Origin of the sequence: Kitasatospora sp. NPDC002040 (genome assembly GCF_040296785.1) — a bacterium.
Taxonomy (GTDB): Bacteria; Actinomycetota; Actinomycetes; order Streptomycetales; family Streptomycetaceae; genus Kitasatospora.
Map to the genome: position 1 here is coordinate 161,584 of NZ_JBEOXV010000007.1, position 14,722 is coordinate 176,305.

The 14,722-nt window shown below is 73.3% G+C and carries 11 protein-coding genes; 7 read left to right on the forward strand and 4 right to left on the reverse strand.

The features are described 5' to 3' along the window. Positions 1–8: 8 nt before the first annotated feature. Positions 9–1,493, forward strand: coding sequence for an alkaline phosphatase PhoX (locus ABT118_RS18945; protein WP_350669898.1), 1,485 nt, complete (start codon positions 9–11; stop codon positions 1,491–1,493). Positions 1,494–1,734: 241 nt separating this feature from the next. Here ABT118_RS18945 and ABT118_RS18950 read toward each other — a convergent pair whose 3' ends face one another. Continuing rightward, positions 1,735–3,345: a PucR family transcriptional regulator gene (locus ABT118_RS18950; RefSeq protein ID WP_350669899.1), complete on the reverse strand. Its 1,611-nt coding sequence runs from the start codon at positions 3,343–3,345 to the stop codon at positions 1,735–1,737. Between the two features lie 227 nt (positions 3,346–3,572). On the opposite strand from ABT118_RS18950, the gene pruA reads away from it, so the two are divergent. Both pruA and ABT118_RS18960 read left to right on the forward strand, forming a co-directional pair. Then, positions 3,573–5,201, forward strand: a complete 1,629-nt coding sequence (pruA, locus tag ABT118_RS18955; protein ID WP_350669900.1) for an L-glutamate gamma-semialdehyde dehydrogenase — start codon at positions 3,573–3,575, stop codon at positions 5,199–5,201. A gap of 88 nt (positions 5,202–5,289) precedes the next feature. Further along, positions 5,290–6,219: a proline dehydrogenase family protein gene (locus ABT118_RS18960; protein WP_350669901.1), complete on the forward strand. Its 930-nt coding sequence runs from the start codon at positions 5,290–5,292 to the stop codon at positions 6,217–6,219. Positions 6,220–6,304: 85 nt separating this feature from the next. Here the strand turns inward: ABT118_RS18960 and ABT118_RS18965 are convergent, their stop codons facing one another. After that, positions 6,305–7,462, reverse strand: a complete 1,158-nt coding sequence (locus ABT118_RS18965) for a TerD family protein (protein WP_350669990.1) — start codon at positions 7,460–7,462, stop codon at positions 6,305–6,307. Between the two features lie 168 nt (positions 7,463–7,630). On the opposite strand from ABT118_RS18965, the gene pepN reads away from it, so the two are divergent. Next, positions 7,631–10,120: an aminopeptidase N gene (pepN, locus tag ABT118_RS18970; protein WP_350669902.1), complete on the forward strand. Its 2,490-nt coding sequence runs from the start codon at positions 7,631–7,633 to the stop codon at positions 10,118–10,120. 58 nt (positions 10,121–10,178) lie between these two features. On the opposite strand, the gene ABT118_RS18975 is transcribed toward pepN, so the two are convergent. Continuing rightward, on the reverse strand, positions 10,179–11,186 hold the full coding sequence (locus ABT118_RS18975; RefSeq protein ID WP_350669903.1) for a hypothetical protein: 1,008 nt from the start codon (positions 11,184–11,186) through the stop codon (positions 10,179–10,181). Between the two features lie 192 nt (positions 11,187–11,378). On the opposite strand from ABT118_RS18975, the gene ABT118_RS18980 reads away from it, so the two are divergent. Next, on the forward strand, positions 11,379–11,876 hold the full coding sequence (locus ABT118_RS18980; RefSeq protein ID WP_350669904.1) for an SsgA family sporulation/cell division regulator: 498 nt from the start codon (positions 11,379–11,381) through the stop codon (positions 11,874–11,876). Between the two features lie 46 nt (positions 11,877–11,922). Here the strand turns inward: ABT118_RS18980 and ABT118_RS18985 are convergent, their stop codons facing one another. Next, positions 11,923–13,269 carry a helix-turn-helix domain-containing protein gene (locus tag ABT118_RS18985; RefSeq protein WP_350669905.1) on the reverse strand — a complete coding sequence of 449 codons (1,347 nt, stop codon included), beginning with the start codon at positions 13,267–13,269 and terminating at the stop codon, positions 11,923–11,925. A gap of 160 nt (positions 13,270–13,429) precedes the next feature. On the opposite strand from ABT118_RS18985, the gene ABT118_RS18990 reads away from it, so the two are divergent. Beyond that, complete coding sequence (locus ABT118_RS18990; RefSeq protein ID WP_350669906.1) at positions 13,430–14,098, forward strand: phosphatase PAP2 family protein; 669 nt, start codon at positions 13,430–13,432, stop codon at positions 14,096–14,098. An 89-nt stretch (positions 14,099–14,187) separates the two neighbouring features. Next, the gene (locus ABT118_RS18995) at positions 14,188–14,700 is read left to right on the forward strand and encodes a pyridoxamine 5'-phosphate oxidase family protein (RefSeq protein WP_350669907.1); all 513 of its coding nucleotides are present in this window, start codon (positions 14,188–14,190) and stop codon (positions 14,698–14,700) included. Positions 14,701–14,722: the final 22 nt, after the last annotated feature.

Below are 14,722 nucleotides of genomic sequence, written 5' to 3' on the forward strand. Positions count from 1 at the left end.
GTGACTCCATGTCGCTGTCCCGTCGGGACTTCGTCAACCGTTCCACCGTCATCGGGGCCGGCGTCCTGATCGCCGGCAGCGCCGAGGTGCTGGCCACCGCTCCCGGTGCCATCGCCGCGCCGTCCGGCGGCGAGGCCCCCGCCGCCGAGTCGGTCGAGGCCGCCCGCCGCGCCACCGGCTACGGCGAGCTGATCGCGGACCCGAAGGGCATCCTCGCGCTGCCCCGCGGCTTCAAGTACCAGGTGATCACCCGCACCGGTGAGACCAAGCTGGTCACCGGCGAGTTCACCCCGAGCAACCACGACGGCACCGCCTCCTTCGAGGGCCGGCACGGCGCCACCCTGCTGGTGGTCAACCACGAGCTGGCCGGCGCCCGCGCCAGCTGGCCGCACCCGGTGCCGCTGCTGGAGGGCCACGTCTACGACGCGGGCGCGGCCGGCGGCTGCACCGTGGTCGAGGTCAAGCGCGGCGGCAAGGAGGTGCGCGAGTGGGTCGGCATCGCCGGCACCGCGACCAACTGCGCCGGTGGCGCCACCCCGTGGGGCACCTGGCTGTCCGGCGAGGAGACCGAGGACAAGGCCGGCAAGAACGGCTTCCTCAAGGACCACGGCTACATCTTCGAGGTCGACCCGTACGACCAGGAGGCCAACCGCGACCCGCAGCCGATCAAGGCGCTGGGCCGGTACGCCCACGAGGCGGTCGTGGTGGACCAGAAGCGCGGCCACCTCTACCTGACCGAGGACGCCTCCAACCCGAACGGCCTGCTGTTCCGCTGGACCCCGCCGGCCGGCTTCAAGCACGGCAAGGGCAAGCTCCGCAAGCTCGCCGCCGACGCGGGCAAGCTGGAGGCGTTCAAGGTCTTCGACTCGCGCGGCACCTTCATCGACGACCTGTCCCGGGTCACCAAGGTCGGCACCACCTACGGTGTGGACTGGGTGAACGTCGCGGACCGCGACGCCAAGACGGTCTCCGTGCGCAAGCAGTTCACGGAGGGTCAGGTCACCCGCGCCCGCAAGCTCGAGGGCATGTGGTGGGGCGACAACGGCTTCTACTTCGTCTCCAGCTACGCCCGGACCGAGAGCCCCGGCGCGGCGCACGACGGCCAGGTCTGGTTCTACGACCCGAGCCGCCGCACCATGACCCTCAAGCTGCTGCTGGGCGTCAACACCGACGTGATGGGCGACCACGGCAACTACGACGGCCCGGACAACATCACCGTCTCGCCGTACGGCGGCCTGGTGATCGCCGAGGACGGCGCCGGCGTCTCGCACCTGTTCGGCACCACGGAGGAGGGGCGGACCTACCCGATCGCCCGCAACGACCTCAACATCGGCACCGCCGAGGAGCCGGAGTTCAGCGAGTTCACCGGGGTGAACTTCTCCGAGGACGGCGAGACCCTGTTCGCCAACATCCAGGTGCCCGGCATCCTGGTCGCCATCACCGGCCCGTGGTGGCGCCTGCGCCACCGCGGCGGCCACGGCTACAACGACTGATCCTGCGTCACCCCGGCTGCCCGTCGACCGTCTCCGGTCGGCGGGCAGCCGTCGTCCGGGCCCGGGACGCCGCTCCCCGGGGGCTCCGGCAGCGCGCACCTGCCGGACGGCAGGTGCGCAGCGAGCTGCCGAGCCGGCCTGCGGCGGCACCGCGCGGGGCCCGGACGGCGACTGCACCGGCTCTCCGCCGACCCGACCACCGGCCCGGCCGGCCTGCCGCTCGCGCGGTAGGGGGCCGGCTTCAGTCGGATTCGGCCGGCAGCCGGAGCTGGAGCATCGCCAGCAGCCGCTGCTGCGGCTGGGCCAGGTCGATGCCGGTCAACTGCTCGGCCCGGCGCACCCGGTAGCGCAGGGTGTTGGGGTGGATGTGCAGGGCGTCGGCGGCCAGCCTGACCTCGCCGAGCGCGTCCAGCCAGGCCAGCACCGACTCGGCCAGCCGGGTGCCGTGCCGCAGGTCGTACCCGGTGAGCGCGGTCAGCCGCGGATCGCGCAGGCCGCCGCGCTCCTGGAGCAGCGCCAGCACCTCGCTGACCAGCACCTCGGCCTGTACGTCGATCAGCGCCGCGACCTCGGTGGCCACCCCGCCGCGCCCCATCGCGTCCAGGATCCGGTCGGCCTGCGCCCGGGAGTCGGGCACCGCGCCCAGCCCGTCCACGGTGGAGCCGATCGCGGCCCGCAGCGGCACCCCGAGGTGCTCCCTGGCCGCCTCCACCACCTCCTGCGCCCAGTCCCTGACCGTGGCCATCGGCAGCGCCGCGGGCAGCTCCGGCAGCAGCACGTAGACCCGGGAGTCGATCGGCGCGAGCAGCGCGGAGCGGTGCCGGGCGGCGGTGTGCACCGAGATCAGGCCGGTCACCTCGGCCCGGGTGAGCTCCAGGTCGGACCCCTCGGACGGCGAGCCCGCCGCGTACGCCAGCACGGTGGCCGGGCGGCGCAGGTCCAGCCCCAGGTGGGTGGCCAGCGACTGCGGCCCGGTGGAGCCCTCCAGCAGCCCGGTCAGCAGGGTCTGGGTGAGCCGGACGTCGGCCGACAACTCCCGCCTCCTGCGCACCAGTTGGGCGGCGGCCACCCGGGCCGCACCGACCAGGGCCTGATCCGCCAGCGGCGCCAGCGGCCGGGCCCCCTCCTGCACCCAGATGGTGCCGAGCGGCTGTGCCCCGGCCCGGATGCCGATCGCCAGCCGCCGTCGGATGCCCAGCTCCGGGTGCGGGTCGATCCCGATCACCGCGTCGGAGCTGCGCAGGTGCTGGAAGATGCCCCACTCGCGCAGCTTGGACAGGTACGGCTCCGGGCCCTGCCAGCCGAGGATGGAGAGCCGCCGCAGGTCGTCCACCTCGTCGCTGTCGGAGGAGCGCGAGTACGCCAGCACCCGGCTGGAGGTGTCCTCGATGCTGACGATCCCTCCGGTCAGCACCGCCACCGTCTGGGCCAGCGAGAACAGGTCACCGGTGTTGTGCTCGGCGGTCTCCGGCGCGTCCGGGCCCGCGATGATCGCCCGGGCCAGCGAGTCCAGGTGCTCCCAGCGGGTCTCCCGGCGCACGCTCAGCAGTGCCACCCCGGCCTCGGTGGCCGCCTCCCGCAGGGCGTCGGCCTGGCCCGGGGCGTCCAGCTTCACCGCCACCGCCGCGGCCTTCGCCTTCCCGGCCGCCCGCAGCGCGGGCAGCGCGGCCCGGCCCCGGGCCCCGATCGCCAGCACCAGCTCCCCGGCCGAGGCGGTCGCCGGGTCCTCCGGGTCGAGGATCGCCACGTCGCGGACCGGTACGTCCAGACCGCGCGGGGCGGCCTGCAGCTCCACCAGCGGCTCGCCCAGGGACATCAGCAGCTGGCGCAGCGGCAGCCCGGCGGCGGTCACGGGCGGACCCGGGCCGGCGGGCCGGCTCGTTCGGAACCACGGGCTTGTCTCGGCACGGAACCGACTTTAGTCGCCTTCCGGACACGCGTTCATCCGGTCCGACAACTCCGAACGGATGACTTTGGCCGCCCGGCCAAACAGCCGGACCCCTCCGCACGGATAGCGTCTTCCCATGGCCGGCGTGCGACCCGCACCGGCTCCCCAGATTCGAAGGAGAGCGCGCGCTCATGGATGCTGTGACCCAGGTCCCCGCGCCGGTGAACGAGCCGGTCCACAGCTACGCCCCCGGGAGCCCCGAACGGGCCCGGCTGGAGGCGAAGCTGAAGGAGCTGGGCGGCCAGGAGCCGATCCAGCTGACCATGACGATCAACGGGGAGCGCCGGATGGGCGGCGGCTCCGAGTTCCACGTCGTCCAGCCGCACAACCACGCGGCTCGGCTCGGCACGCTGCGCAACGCCACCCAGGACGACGCGCGCGAGGCCATCGACACTGCCCTGGCCGCTGCCCCGGCCTGGCAGGCACTCTCCTTCGACTCGCGGGCCGCGATCTTCCTCAAGGCCGCCGACCTGCTGGCCGGCCCCTGGCGCGAGACGCTGGCCGCCGCCACCATGCTCGGCCAGTCCAAGACCGCGCAGCAGGCGGAGATCGACACCCCCTGCGAGCTGGTCGACTTCCTGCGCTTCAACGTGCACTTCGCCCGGCAGATCATCGCCGAGCAGCCGATCTCCTCCGAGGGCGTCTGGAACCGCAGCGACCACCGTGCGCTGGAGGGCTTCGTCTACGCGATCACGCCCTTCAACTTCACCGCCATCGCGCTCAACCTCCCCACCGCCCCGGCCCTGATGGGCAACGTGGTGCTGTGGAAGCCCTCCCCGACCCAGCAGTTCTCCGCGCACCTGCTGATGCAGCTGCTGGAGGCGGCCGGTCTGCCCAAGGGCGTCATCAACATGGTCACCGGTGACGGCAGGGACGTCTCCGAGGTCGCGCTCAAGCGCCCCGAGCTGGCGGGCATCCACTTCACCGGCTCCACCGCGACCTTCCAGCACCTGTGGCGCGAGGTCGGCGCGAACATCGCCAACTACCGCAGCTACCCGCGGATCGTCGGCGAGACCGGCGGCAAGGACTTCCTGGTCGCCCACCCGTCCGCCGACCCGGCCGTGCTGAAGACCGCGATGACCCGCGGTGCGTTCGAGTTCCAGGGCCAGAAGTGCTCGGCGCTCTCCCGCGCCTACGTCCCGGCCTCGCTCTGGGCGTCGCTCAAGGACGAGTTCCGGGACGAGGTCGACGGCCTGACCATGGGCGACGTCACCGACCTCGGCAACTTCATGAGCGCCGTCATCGACGACCGCTCGTTCGCCAAGAACAAGGCCGCGATCGACCGCGCCCAGGCCGACCCGCAGGTCGAGGTGCTGGCCGGCGGCACGTACGACGACTCGGTCGGCTACTTCGTCCGCCCGACCGTGCTGGTCTGTTCGGACCCGGCCTCCGAGTACTTCAAGGACGAGTACTTCGGCCCGATCCTCTCGGTGTTCGTCTACCAGGACGACGAGTACGACGCGATGCTGACCCAGATGGAGTCGGTCTCCAGCTACGCGCTGACCGGCGCGATCATCTCGCAGGACCGTGAGGCCGTGCAGCACGCGATGCTGAAGCTCCGCAACGCGGCGGGCAACTTCTACATCAACGACAAGCCGACCGGCGCCGTGGTCGGCCAGCAGCCCTTCGGCGGTGCCCGGGCCTCCGGCACCAACGACAAGGCCGGCGCCAAGCAGAACCTGATGCGCTGGACGTCGACCCGCTCCATCAAGGAGACCTTCGTCCCGCCGACGGACTACCGCTACCCGCACATGGGCTGACCAGCCCAGGTACCGGGGCGGCGGCAACACCCCCTGCCGCCGCCCCACCCCCTCTTCTCCCCCTGTTGAACCGTCTCCAGGAGTACCGATGCTCCGTTCCGCCCTCCTCGCCGCCTCCCGCTCCCCGCAGGTGCGCACGGTCGTCGAGAAGTTCCCGCCCACCCACGCGATAGTCGAGCGCTTTGTCGCCGGTGAGCAGCTCGACCAGGCGGTCTCCGCCACCGACGAACTGATCGCCACCGGCCGCAAGGTAACCCTGGACCACCTGGGCGAGGACACCAAGGACGCCGAGCAGGCGGCCGGCACCGCCGAGGCGTACGAGCACCTGCTCACCGCGCTCAAGGACACCGGCCTGGCCGCCGACGCCGAGGTCTCGGTCAAGCTCTCGGCGGTGGGCCAGTTCCTGCCGGCGGACGGCGAGAAGATCGCGCTGGAGAACGCCCGGCGGATCTGCGCCGCGGCCGCCGACGCGGGCACCACGGTCACCCTGGACATGGAGGACCACACCACCACCGACTCCACCCTGTCGATCGCCCGCGAGCTGCGGGCCGACTTCCCGTGGCTCGGCGTGGTGCTCCAGGCGTACCTGCGCCGCACCGAGGCGGACTGCCGCGACCTGGCCGGCGCCGGGTCCCGGGTCCGGATCTGCAAGGGCGCCTACAAGGAGCCCGAGTCGGTCGCCTTCCAGGGCAAGCACGACGTCGATCTGGCGTACGTCCGGGCCCTCAAGGTCCTGATGAACGGCGAGGGCTACCCGATGGTCGCCTCGCACGACCCGAACATGATCAAGATCGCCGGCCAGCTGGCCGAGTGGCACGGCCGCAGCCGGGACAGCTTCGAGTACCAGATGCTGTTCGGCATCCGCCCCGAGGAGCAGCTGCGCCTCGCCGAGGCCGGCAACACCATGCGGGTCTACCTCCCGTACGGCGAGGAGTGGTACGGCTACTTCATGCGCCGCCTCGCCGAGCGCCCCGCCAACCTGGTCTTCTTCCTCCGCGCCATGGCCACCCGGGGCTGACGGGCGGTCAGGCCGGGCTCGGCGGACGAGCCTTCCCGAAGGGGGCGAGATGCAATCTCGCCCCCTTCGGGCTTGCCGGGTCCGGCTAGAGCATCGCGCCGGCCGGCTTGACCATGGCGCGGGCGGTCTTGGCGCTGACGTACTCGCCGATCGCGGTCATCACCCACTCGCCGGAGTACTGGCGGACCAGCTTGCACATCACCACGCCGGTCTGGGCCTCGGAGGAGGTGAGGTCGAACCGGACCAGCTCCTGGCCCGAACCGGCGTCCAGCAGGCGGCAGTAGGCGTTCTGGACGGCGGTGAACTTCTGGCCGGAGAAGGAGTTCACCACGAAGACCAGGCCGCAGACCTCGGGCGGCAGGCCCTCCAGGTGGACGGTGATCGACTCGTCGTCGCCCGCGCCCTCGCCGGTGAGGTTGTCGCCGGAGTGGGCGATCGCGCCGTTGAAGATCGAGAGCTTCATGAACCAGGCGGTCTCGATCTTGTTCCGCTTGGCGTCGAAGGCGATGCAGGAGGCGTCCAGGTCGACGTTGCGGCCGCCGGCGGCCGGCTCCCAGCCCAGGCCCATCCGGACGGCGGAGAGGAAGGGCTTGCCGTTCTTCTCCAGCGAGACCGAGCCGCCCTTGGTCAGGCTGACCTTGCCCTTGTCCAGGGTGACCTTGGTGAGCGAGGCCGGGACGGCGGGCGGGGTGACCGGCTTGGGCGGCGCCTCGGCCGGCGCGGTGGTCGGCATCGGCGGCGGCGCGGGGGAGTCGTCCACCGAGACGCCGAAGTCGGTGGCGATCCCGGCCAGGCCGTTGGCGTAGCCCTGGCCGACCGCGCGGACCTTCCAGGCGCCGGAGCGGCGGTAGACCTCGACCACCACCAGGGCGGTCTCCCGGGTCAGCCGGGGCGGGGTGAAGGTGAGCAGGACGGCGCCGGTGTCGGCGTCCCGCAGGGTGGCGGTCGGCTCGGTGCCCGCGAAGGTCGCGCCCGCGTCGTCCAGACTGGCCGTCACCACGATCTTGTCGATCCCGGCGGGCACCGCACCGGTGTCCACGGTGATCGCGTCGGGGGAGCCGCCGGCGGCCGGACGGTGCGTCACCCCGGGGCCGTTCGGCGCGTTGAAGAAGACGAAGTCGGCGTCCGAGCGGACCTTGCCGGACTCGGTCAGCAGCAGGCCGGAGACGTCCAGCGCCTTGGGCGCGGTCACCTCGACCGTCACCCGTGCTGCGGTCAACGGCGCGTTGCCGCCCTGAGTCAGGACCGTCGTCACTGTGCTCCTCCTGATGCGCGCTCAACTGGCCGGTGTTGTCCCTGAGCCTAGCCAACGGAGGGCCCGTCGGACCCGGCCCGAAGGCATGTGGCGGCGGCGTACCGCTCTCAGCGGAATGCTCTTGAACGGGCCGTCGAGCTGGGGAAGCATGCAGGGATGCCAGCTCTTCAACGTACCGAGGCACGCACCCGTGCCCGACTGCTCCAGGTGCACGGCTACCGCATCGATCTCGACCTCACCCGGGGCGAGACCGTGTTCGGCTGCACCACCGTGATCCGGTTCGGCAGCGCCGAGGCCGGTGCCGCGACCTTCCTCGACCTCCGGCCGCAGACCCTGCGCCGGGCGGTGCTGAACGGCACCGAGCTCGACCCGGCCGCACTGGACGGCAACCGGCTCCCGCTGACCGGCCTGCTGGCCGAGAACGAGCTGCTGCTGGAGACCGACCAGAACTACTCCAGCACCGGCGAGGGCCTGCACCGGTACACCGACCCCGCCGACGGCGAGGTCTACCTGTACGCCACCTGCGGCCCCGACCTGGCGCCGCTGGTCTTCCCCTGCTTCGACCAGCCCGACCTCAAGGCGCCGCTCGCCATCGCCGCCACCGCACCCGCCGGGTGGACGGTGCTCGGCAACGGCGCGGGCAAGCAGGTCGCCGAGGGGCGCTGGGAGTTCGAGCCCACGCTGCCGATCAGCACCTACCTGTTCACCGTGGTCGCGGGCCCGCTGCACTCGGTGTACTCCGAGCACGACGGCATCCCGCTCGGCCTGCACGGCCGCCGCGCGCTGGCCGCCGACCTGGACCGGGAGGCCGTCGAGCTGTTCGAGGTGACCCGGGCCTCCTTCGACCGGCTGCACGAACTCTTCGACCAGCGCTACCCGTTCGGCCGCTACGACCAGGCCTTCGTGCCCGAGTTCAACTGGGGCGCGATGGAGAACCCGGGCTGCGTGGTGTTCGCCGAGGAGATGCTGTTCCACTCCGCGCCGACCGAGGCGGAGCGGGCCGGCCGGGCCATGGTGGTCGCGCACGAGATGGCGCACATGTGGTTCGGCGACCTGGTCACGCTGCGCTGGTGGGACGACATCTGGCTGAACGAGTCCTTCGCCGAGTACCTGGGCTTCCGGGTGGCGGCCGAGGCGACCCGCTTCACCAACTCCTGGAGCGGCTTTGCGGTCAAGCGCAAGGGCTGGGGCTACGACGCCGACCAGCGCGTCACCACCCACCCGATCGCCGCGAACGGCCTGGAGAGCGTCGCCGAGGCGATGAGCAACTTCGACGGCATCTCCTACGCCAAGGGCGCCGCCGCGCTGCGGCAGCTGGTCGCCTGGCTCGGCGACGAGGCGTTCTTCGCCGGGATCAACGAGCACTTCGCCCGGCACCGCTTCGGCAACGCCGAACTCGCGGAGTTCCTGGACGTGTTGGCGGAGAGCAGCGGCCGGGACGTGCACGGCTGGGCCGAGAGCTGGCTGCGCACCAGCGGCGTCGACACGCTGCGGGTGCAGGTCGCGTACCAGGACGGCGGCGAGCGGATCGCCTCGGCCGAGCTGGTGCCGACCGGCAGCCGCCCGCACCTGGTCGGGCTGGGCGTCTTCGACCTGGCCGACGACGGGCGGCCGGTGCTGCGCGAGTCCTTCGAGGTGGAGGTCGGGCCGGGCCGTCCGACCGCCCTGCCGCAGCTGGCCGGCGCACCGGCCCCCGCGCTGCTGCTGCCGAACTTCGGCGACCTCAGCTGGGCCAAGGTCCGGCTCGACCAGACCTCCTGGCGGACCGTCGCCGCCGCGCTCTCCCGGTTCGAGGACCCGCTGACCCGCGCGGTGCTCTGGGAGCACGCCCGCGACCTCACCCGGGACGGCGAACTGCCGCCCTCGGCCTACCTGGACCTGGTCGCCGCGCACCTGCCGGGCGAGCCGGTGGACGCGATCGTGGAGGCGGTGCTGACCTTCGGCCGGCTCCGGCTGCTGCCGTACCTGGCACCGGCCGAGCGTCCGGCGGCCGAGGCCCGACTGGCCTCGGCCGCACGGGAGTTGCTGGCCCGCCCGGAGGCGGACCAGGGGCTGCGGCAGGCCGCACTGAAGTCCGCGGTCGAGAACGCGAGCGGCCCGGAGCAGCTGGCCGAGCTGGAGCAGTGGCTCGCCGAGGGGGCGTACGGGCAGGAGCTCAGCGCCGCGCTCCGCTGGGCCGCGCTGCTCCGGCTGACGGTGCACGGGGTGATCGGCGCGGAGCGGATCGCGGTCGAGCTGGCCGCCGACCCGGGGGTGACCGCGACCGAGGGCGCGGCGCGCGCCCGGGCCGCACTGTCCGGCGCCGAGGACAAGGAGCGGGCCTGGCAGTCGCTGTTCGACCCGGCGAGCGGGCTCTCCAACGCCCAACTCACCGCGACTGCACAGGGTTTCTGGCAGTCGGGGTCGGAGCAGCTGCAGGACGCCTACCTGGAGCGGTACTTCGCCGAGATCCCGGCCGCCGGCGGGCGCGGGGACATCGTCGCCCGCTCGCTCGGCTCCCACCTGTTCCCGGCCGGCCGGTCCACCCCTGAGGCCGTCGCGCTGGCCGAACGGACGCTGGCCGAGGGCGAGTTGACCCCGGTGCTGCGCCGGGTGCTAGCCGACCAGCTGGACGACCTGGCCCGGGCCGCCCGGATCCGGGGCTGACGCTCCGCCGCGCGGGGGCCCACCCGGGCCCCCGCGTACGGGCTCCGGGCTCGGGGCGTCAGCCGAACAGGCCGCGGACGGCCACCGCGTGCGGCCGGTCCAGCAGACCGAACGCCGAGGCGGTCCAGCTCTCCTCGACCGCGGCCCGGTCCTTCCGGACCTCCGACCGGTCCGGCGCGGTGCCGGCGCCGTGCACGGCGAAGACGTACGCACCGGGCCCGACGTCCAGGCCCGGGGCGAGGGTGAAGCGGTAGACCACGGTGCCGCGCTCCTGGAGGACGGTCACCACCGCGCCGGGCACGTTGCTCCAGGGCAGGGTGCCGGGCAGGGCGGCCGGCCGCTCCAGCCGGAACTCGACCTGGAGCGCGGTGACCGGCGCGGTCACCGTCAGCTCCAGGGTGTGCCGGGTGCCGGAGGGCCCGAGCGGCCGGCGCTCGGCCGTTCCGGTCAGCAGGTCCGGCGCGGCGCTGGCAGGCTGCTTGGCGGCCGGCGGTGCGGCGGCGATCGGCGAGGCCGGGGCGGTGGGAGAGCTCGACGGGGTGGCGGCCGGGGCCGTCGGCGCCGCGCTGCCGGGCGCCGGGCTGCTCGCCACCGCGACCGGGGCCTCGACGGTCGGTGCCGACGGGGCGGCGCCGCGCGGCGGGCTCGGGGGAGCCGTGACCGGCTTGGCCGCGGGCGGGGTGCTCCGGGTGGCCTGGCCGGACGGGGAGGCGGACGCGGCGGGCACGGCGGGGACGGCCGAGGTGCTGGCGATCGCCTGCGCGGCCGAGTCCGGGCTCGGTACCGGCGGGCTGGCGCCGACGTTGGAGACGCCGGGCAGCCGGCCCACGTTCTGCTGCTCGCTGACCAGCCAGGTGGTGGCGACGCTGATGCCCACCACGGTGGACATCGCCATCGCGGCGCCGGAGAACCGGAACCCGGGCAGTCGGAACCGCGCCCCGACCGGCTTCTGCCGACCGTGCCGCCGCTGCCGGCCGTCGGGGACGGCGACCAGCACCGTCCCGCTCTCCTCGCGGAGCATCGTCTCGCCCCTCCCCACCGTCCGGGCCTGCCATCGCCCGGTCACGGGCAGAGTCAGAAGAGACTACCAGCGGTTACCTGACGGACCGCCAGGTCCGTTGGGAAACAGCTTGATGACACTTGCGGCTCTGTCAGCTCGGCCGCCCCGGAGGCTTGTTGCAACCTCTTTGCAACCGTTGCAGGAGCGGGCGCACTGCCGCAGTCTGGGCGGAACCCCAGCCGCCTCGGAGAGATCGTCATGCCGCGCGACCCACTGTCAGCAGCCTCGAACCCGCCGTTCGCCGCCACCCCCACGGGCGACGAGGCGGTCCGACCCGACGTCGAACCCGGGCCGGTGGAGGAGATCCTGACACTGCGGATCGCCCTTGACGAGGACTCGGTGGGCGAGGTGCGCACCCGGTTCAGGTACGACCCGGACCGGCCTTACGAGGTGCTGCTCACCTTCCACCTGGGCCGCTCGGACGAGGCGGACTGGGTGTTCTCCCGCGACCTGCTGCGGGACGGCCTGCAGGGCCTGAGCGGCCAGGGTGACGTCAAGCTCTGGCCCGCGTACTGTCCCTGTCACGGCTCGACCCTGCACCTGGCGCTTGAATCACCGCACGGCCGGGCCCTGTTGGAGGTCTCCAAGCCCAGGGTGAAGGACTGGCTGGACCGCACCTACGCCTGCGTCTCGGCCGAGGCCGAGGCGATCGCCGGGCCGACCGACGAGCAGCTCGCCGCCCTCCTCGGCGGCTGAGACCGGCGCCCGCGCCGAGGCCCGCGCTGAGACCGGCGCCCGCACGTCAGCAGGACCCGAGGCACCCCGTCCCCGGCAGTTGGAGCGCCCCGCGCAGCAGCTCGGCCCGCAGCTCCCGGACGGCCGGTGCGGAGGAGGTCGGCAGCAGGTCGTACGGGTCGTCCGGCGGGAGCACCGAGACCTCGGCGGACCGGGTGAGCCGGTACGGCCGGTGGTCCAGCAGCCCGCCCAGGTAGCGCCGCAGCCGGGAGATCTCGGCCCGTACCGTCACCGTTCTGGCGGAGTCGCCGAACAGCGCCTCGGCCAGCCCGGCGGCGCTCAGCCCCTCCCGGTGCACCGCGAGCAGCAGCAGCAGTTCGGCGTGCCGGGGGCTGAGGGTGTGCGACCAGCTGCCCACCGCGCCGGAGACGGCGAGTTCGGGCCGGGTGCTGCGGCGCAGGTCCAGCGTGATCCTGGCCCCCTCGGTCTGCTCGCTCAGGCCGTCCGGGTCGGTGCCGCCGCCCAGCGGGCGGATCAGCCAGCCGTCGGCCAGCGGCTCGACCGCGCACTCGCCGATGGTCGGTAGCCAGAGCCGGGGCGAGGAGCCGAGCCCGCCGGCGGGCAGCCGGAGCCGGGGGACCGGCGGCAGGCCGATCGCGGCGGCGGTCCAGCCCGCGCTGTCCACCACCAGGGCGGGCTGGTCGACCTTGGCCAGCAGCGGGGTGGCCACGGTGCGCAGCCGGTGCAGCGCCTCCAGCTGACGGGCCCTCAGCTCGGCCTCGGCCAGCCGGGCCGCGGTGGCGGCGAGCTGCAGCAGGTACGGGGCCATGGTGCGGGCCGGCCCGCTGAGGTTGACCGCGCCGAGCAGCTGTCCGGTGCGCGGGTCGTGGATCGGGGCGGCGACGCAGGTCCAGTTGTGGTGGCTGCGCAGGTAGTGCTCGGCGGAGTGCACCTGCATCGGCCGGCGGATGCGCAGCGCCATGCCGATGCCGTTGGTGCCGACCTCGTCCTCGACCCAGCGGGCGCCGGTCTCGAAGCCGATGCCGTCGGCGGTGCGCAGCAGCGGGCGTTCGCCCTCGTGCCAGAGCACGTGGCCCTCGCCGTCGCTGATCGCCAGGATCAGCGGGGTGCCGCTGGTGGGGAGCAGCAGGGTGGAGCGGAGCACCGGGAGGATGTCGGAGAGGTGGGTCTCCCGGCGCCGGTGCTCCACCTCGGCCAGGCTCAGCCGGTAGGCGTTGCGGCCGCGTTCGGGGTCGAGCCCGAGCCGGCGCAGCCGCTCCCAGGAGTCGCCGATCTCGGGCCGGGGCTCGGGGGCCTCGGCGGTGTCGGACAGCACCTCGTCGTGCACTCTGGCCAGGTCGAGGGCCTCCGGGGTCCGGCGAGGCTGCGGGACCGCGCGATGACTCTCCAGCAAACCGGTGCCTCCCCGTCCCGTGGTGTCACGGGACAGGTTACGACCGCAGGCCCGCCGAATGGAGGTCTTGGCAAATCTTTCGACCGTTCGGTATGGAGACGATCTGTGATGCTTCGCCGGATATCGGGTTCCTGGTGGCGGTCTGGTAGTAGTTGTCCTTGTGATCCCCATTGTTCATGAGACGTTCGGATCCGGGCCGCTCGCCTACGACGGCAGTGGGATCGACGGCGGCCTCTGGTCCACCGTGGTCGGCTGGGCGGACGGCGCCCCGGACTGGTTCGACCAGGCGGTCCGGATCTGGTCGGACGTCGGCCTGGCGGTCTTCGCGCTGTTCATGCTCTACGGCTGGTGGCGGGCCCGGAGCGCCGACCCGGTGGTGATGGCCCGGGTGCTGGCCGCCCCGCTGATCGTGGTCGCCGCCTACCTGGTCAACACGGTGCTGAAGGGCCTGGTGGAGGAGGTGAGGCCCTGTCAGCAGCGGCCGGGGACGGCCACGTTGGAGGTCTGCCCGGCGCCGGGCGACTGGTCCTTCCCGAGCAACCACGCGGTGATCGCCTTCGCCACCGCGACCGCGCTCTGGTTCGCCTTCCGGGCGCTGGGCTGGGTCTGCGCGGCGGCCGCGCTGCTGATGGCCGCCTCCCGGGTCTGGGTGGGCGTGCACTACCCGCACGACGTGCTGGCGGGCGCGCTGGTCGGCATCCTGGTGGCCGTCCCGCTCGCGCTGCTCGCGGCCCGGGCGGCGCCGCTGGTGGACCGGGGCCGCAGCGGACCGCTCGGTCCGTTCCTCGGCGCCGGACCCGGCGCCCCGGCGGTGCCGGTCCGCCGCTGACGGTCCTCTTGTGCGACCCCGGGCCCGGGGAGAGCATGTGAGCCGGTCCGGGAACTCCCCGGCCCGGCTCGGTCCTTGAGGGGGCACCCATGGCGTTCCGGCTCGAAATGACCCAGGGCGACTGGCCCGCACCGGAGTTGGCCAAGGGGGTCGAGGGCCTGCTGGCCGAGAGCATGGTGCTCACCCTGGCCACCACCGGGCCCGAGCGCGGCCCGCACGCGAACCTCGCCTTCTTCGCCTACGACGACGACCTGGTGCTCTACTTCGTCAGCGAGCGCTCGACCCGGCACAGCCTGCACCTGACCGAGGAGGCCAGGGCCGCCGCGACCGTCTTCCTGCCGCCGCCGGTCTTCGGCGAGCAGCTGCGCGGCATCCAGTTCACCGGCAGCGCGGGCGAGGCCTGGGGCCACCAGGCCGAGGCGGCCTTCGCCGCCTACCAGGCCCGCTACCCGGACTTCGGGCGGGACCCGGAGCTGCGGCGGCAGTACCTGGCCGGCGCCGGGGCGGCCGCGCTGTACCGGTTCCAGGTGGAGGAGCTGACGGCGGTGGACGAACCGCGCTTCGGGCGCCGCAACTACCTCTCCGCCCGGGTGCTGCGCTGACGGCCCTCCGGTCGGACCGGCC

Coding starts and splice junctions, on each gene's coding strand:
- ABT118_RS18945 (WP_350669898.1), top strand. CDS start 9: ATGTCGCTGTCCCGTCGGGACTTCGTCAACCGTTCCACCGTCATCGGG.
- pruA (WP_350669900.1), top strand. CDS start 3,573: ATGGATGCTGTGACCCAGGTCCCCGCGCCGGTGAACGAGCCGGTCCAC.
- ABT118_RS18960 (WP_350669901.1), top strand. CDS start 5,290: ATGCTCCGTTCCGCCCTCCTCGCCGCCTCCCGCTCCCCGCAGGTGCGC.
- pepN (WP_350669902.1), top strand. CDS start 7,631: ATGCCAGCTCTTCAACGTACCGAGGCACGCACCCGTGCCCGACTGCTC.
- ABT118_RS18980 (WP_350669904.1), top strand. CDS start 11,379: ATGCCGCGCGACCCACTGTCAGCAGCCTCGAACCCGCCGTTCGCCGCC.
- ABT118_RS18995 (WP_350669907.1), top strand. CDS start 14,188: ATGGCGTTCCGGCTCGAAATGACCCAGGGCGACTGGCCCGCACCGGAG.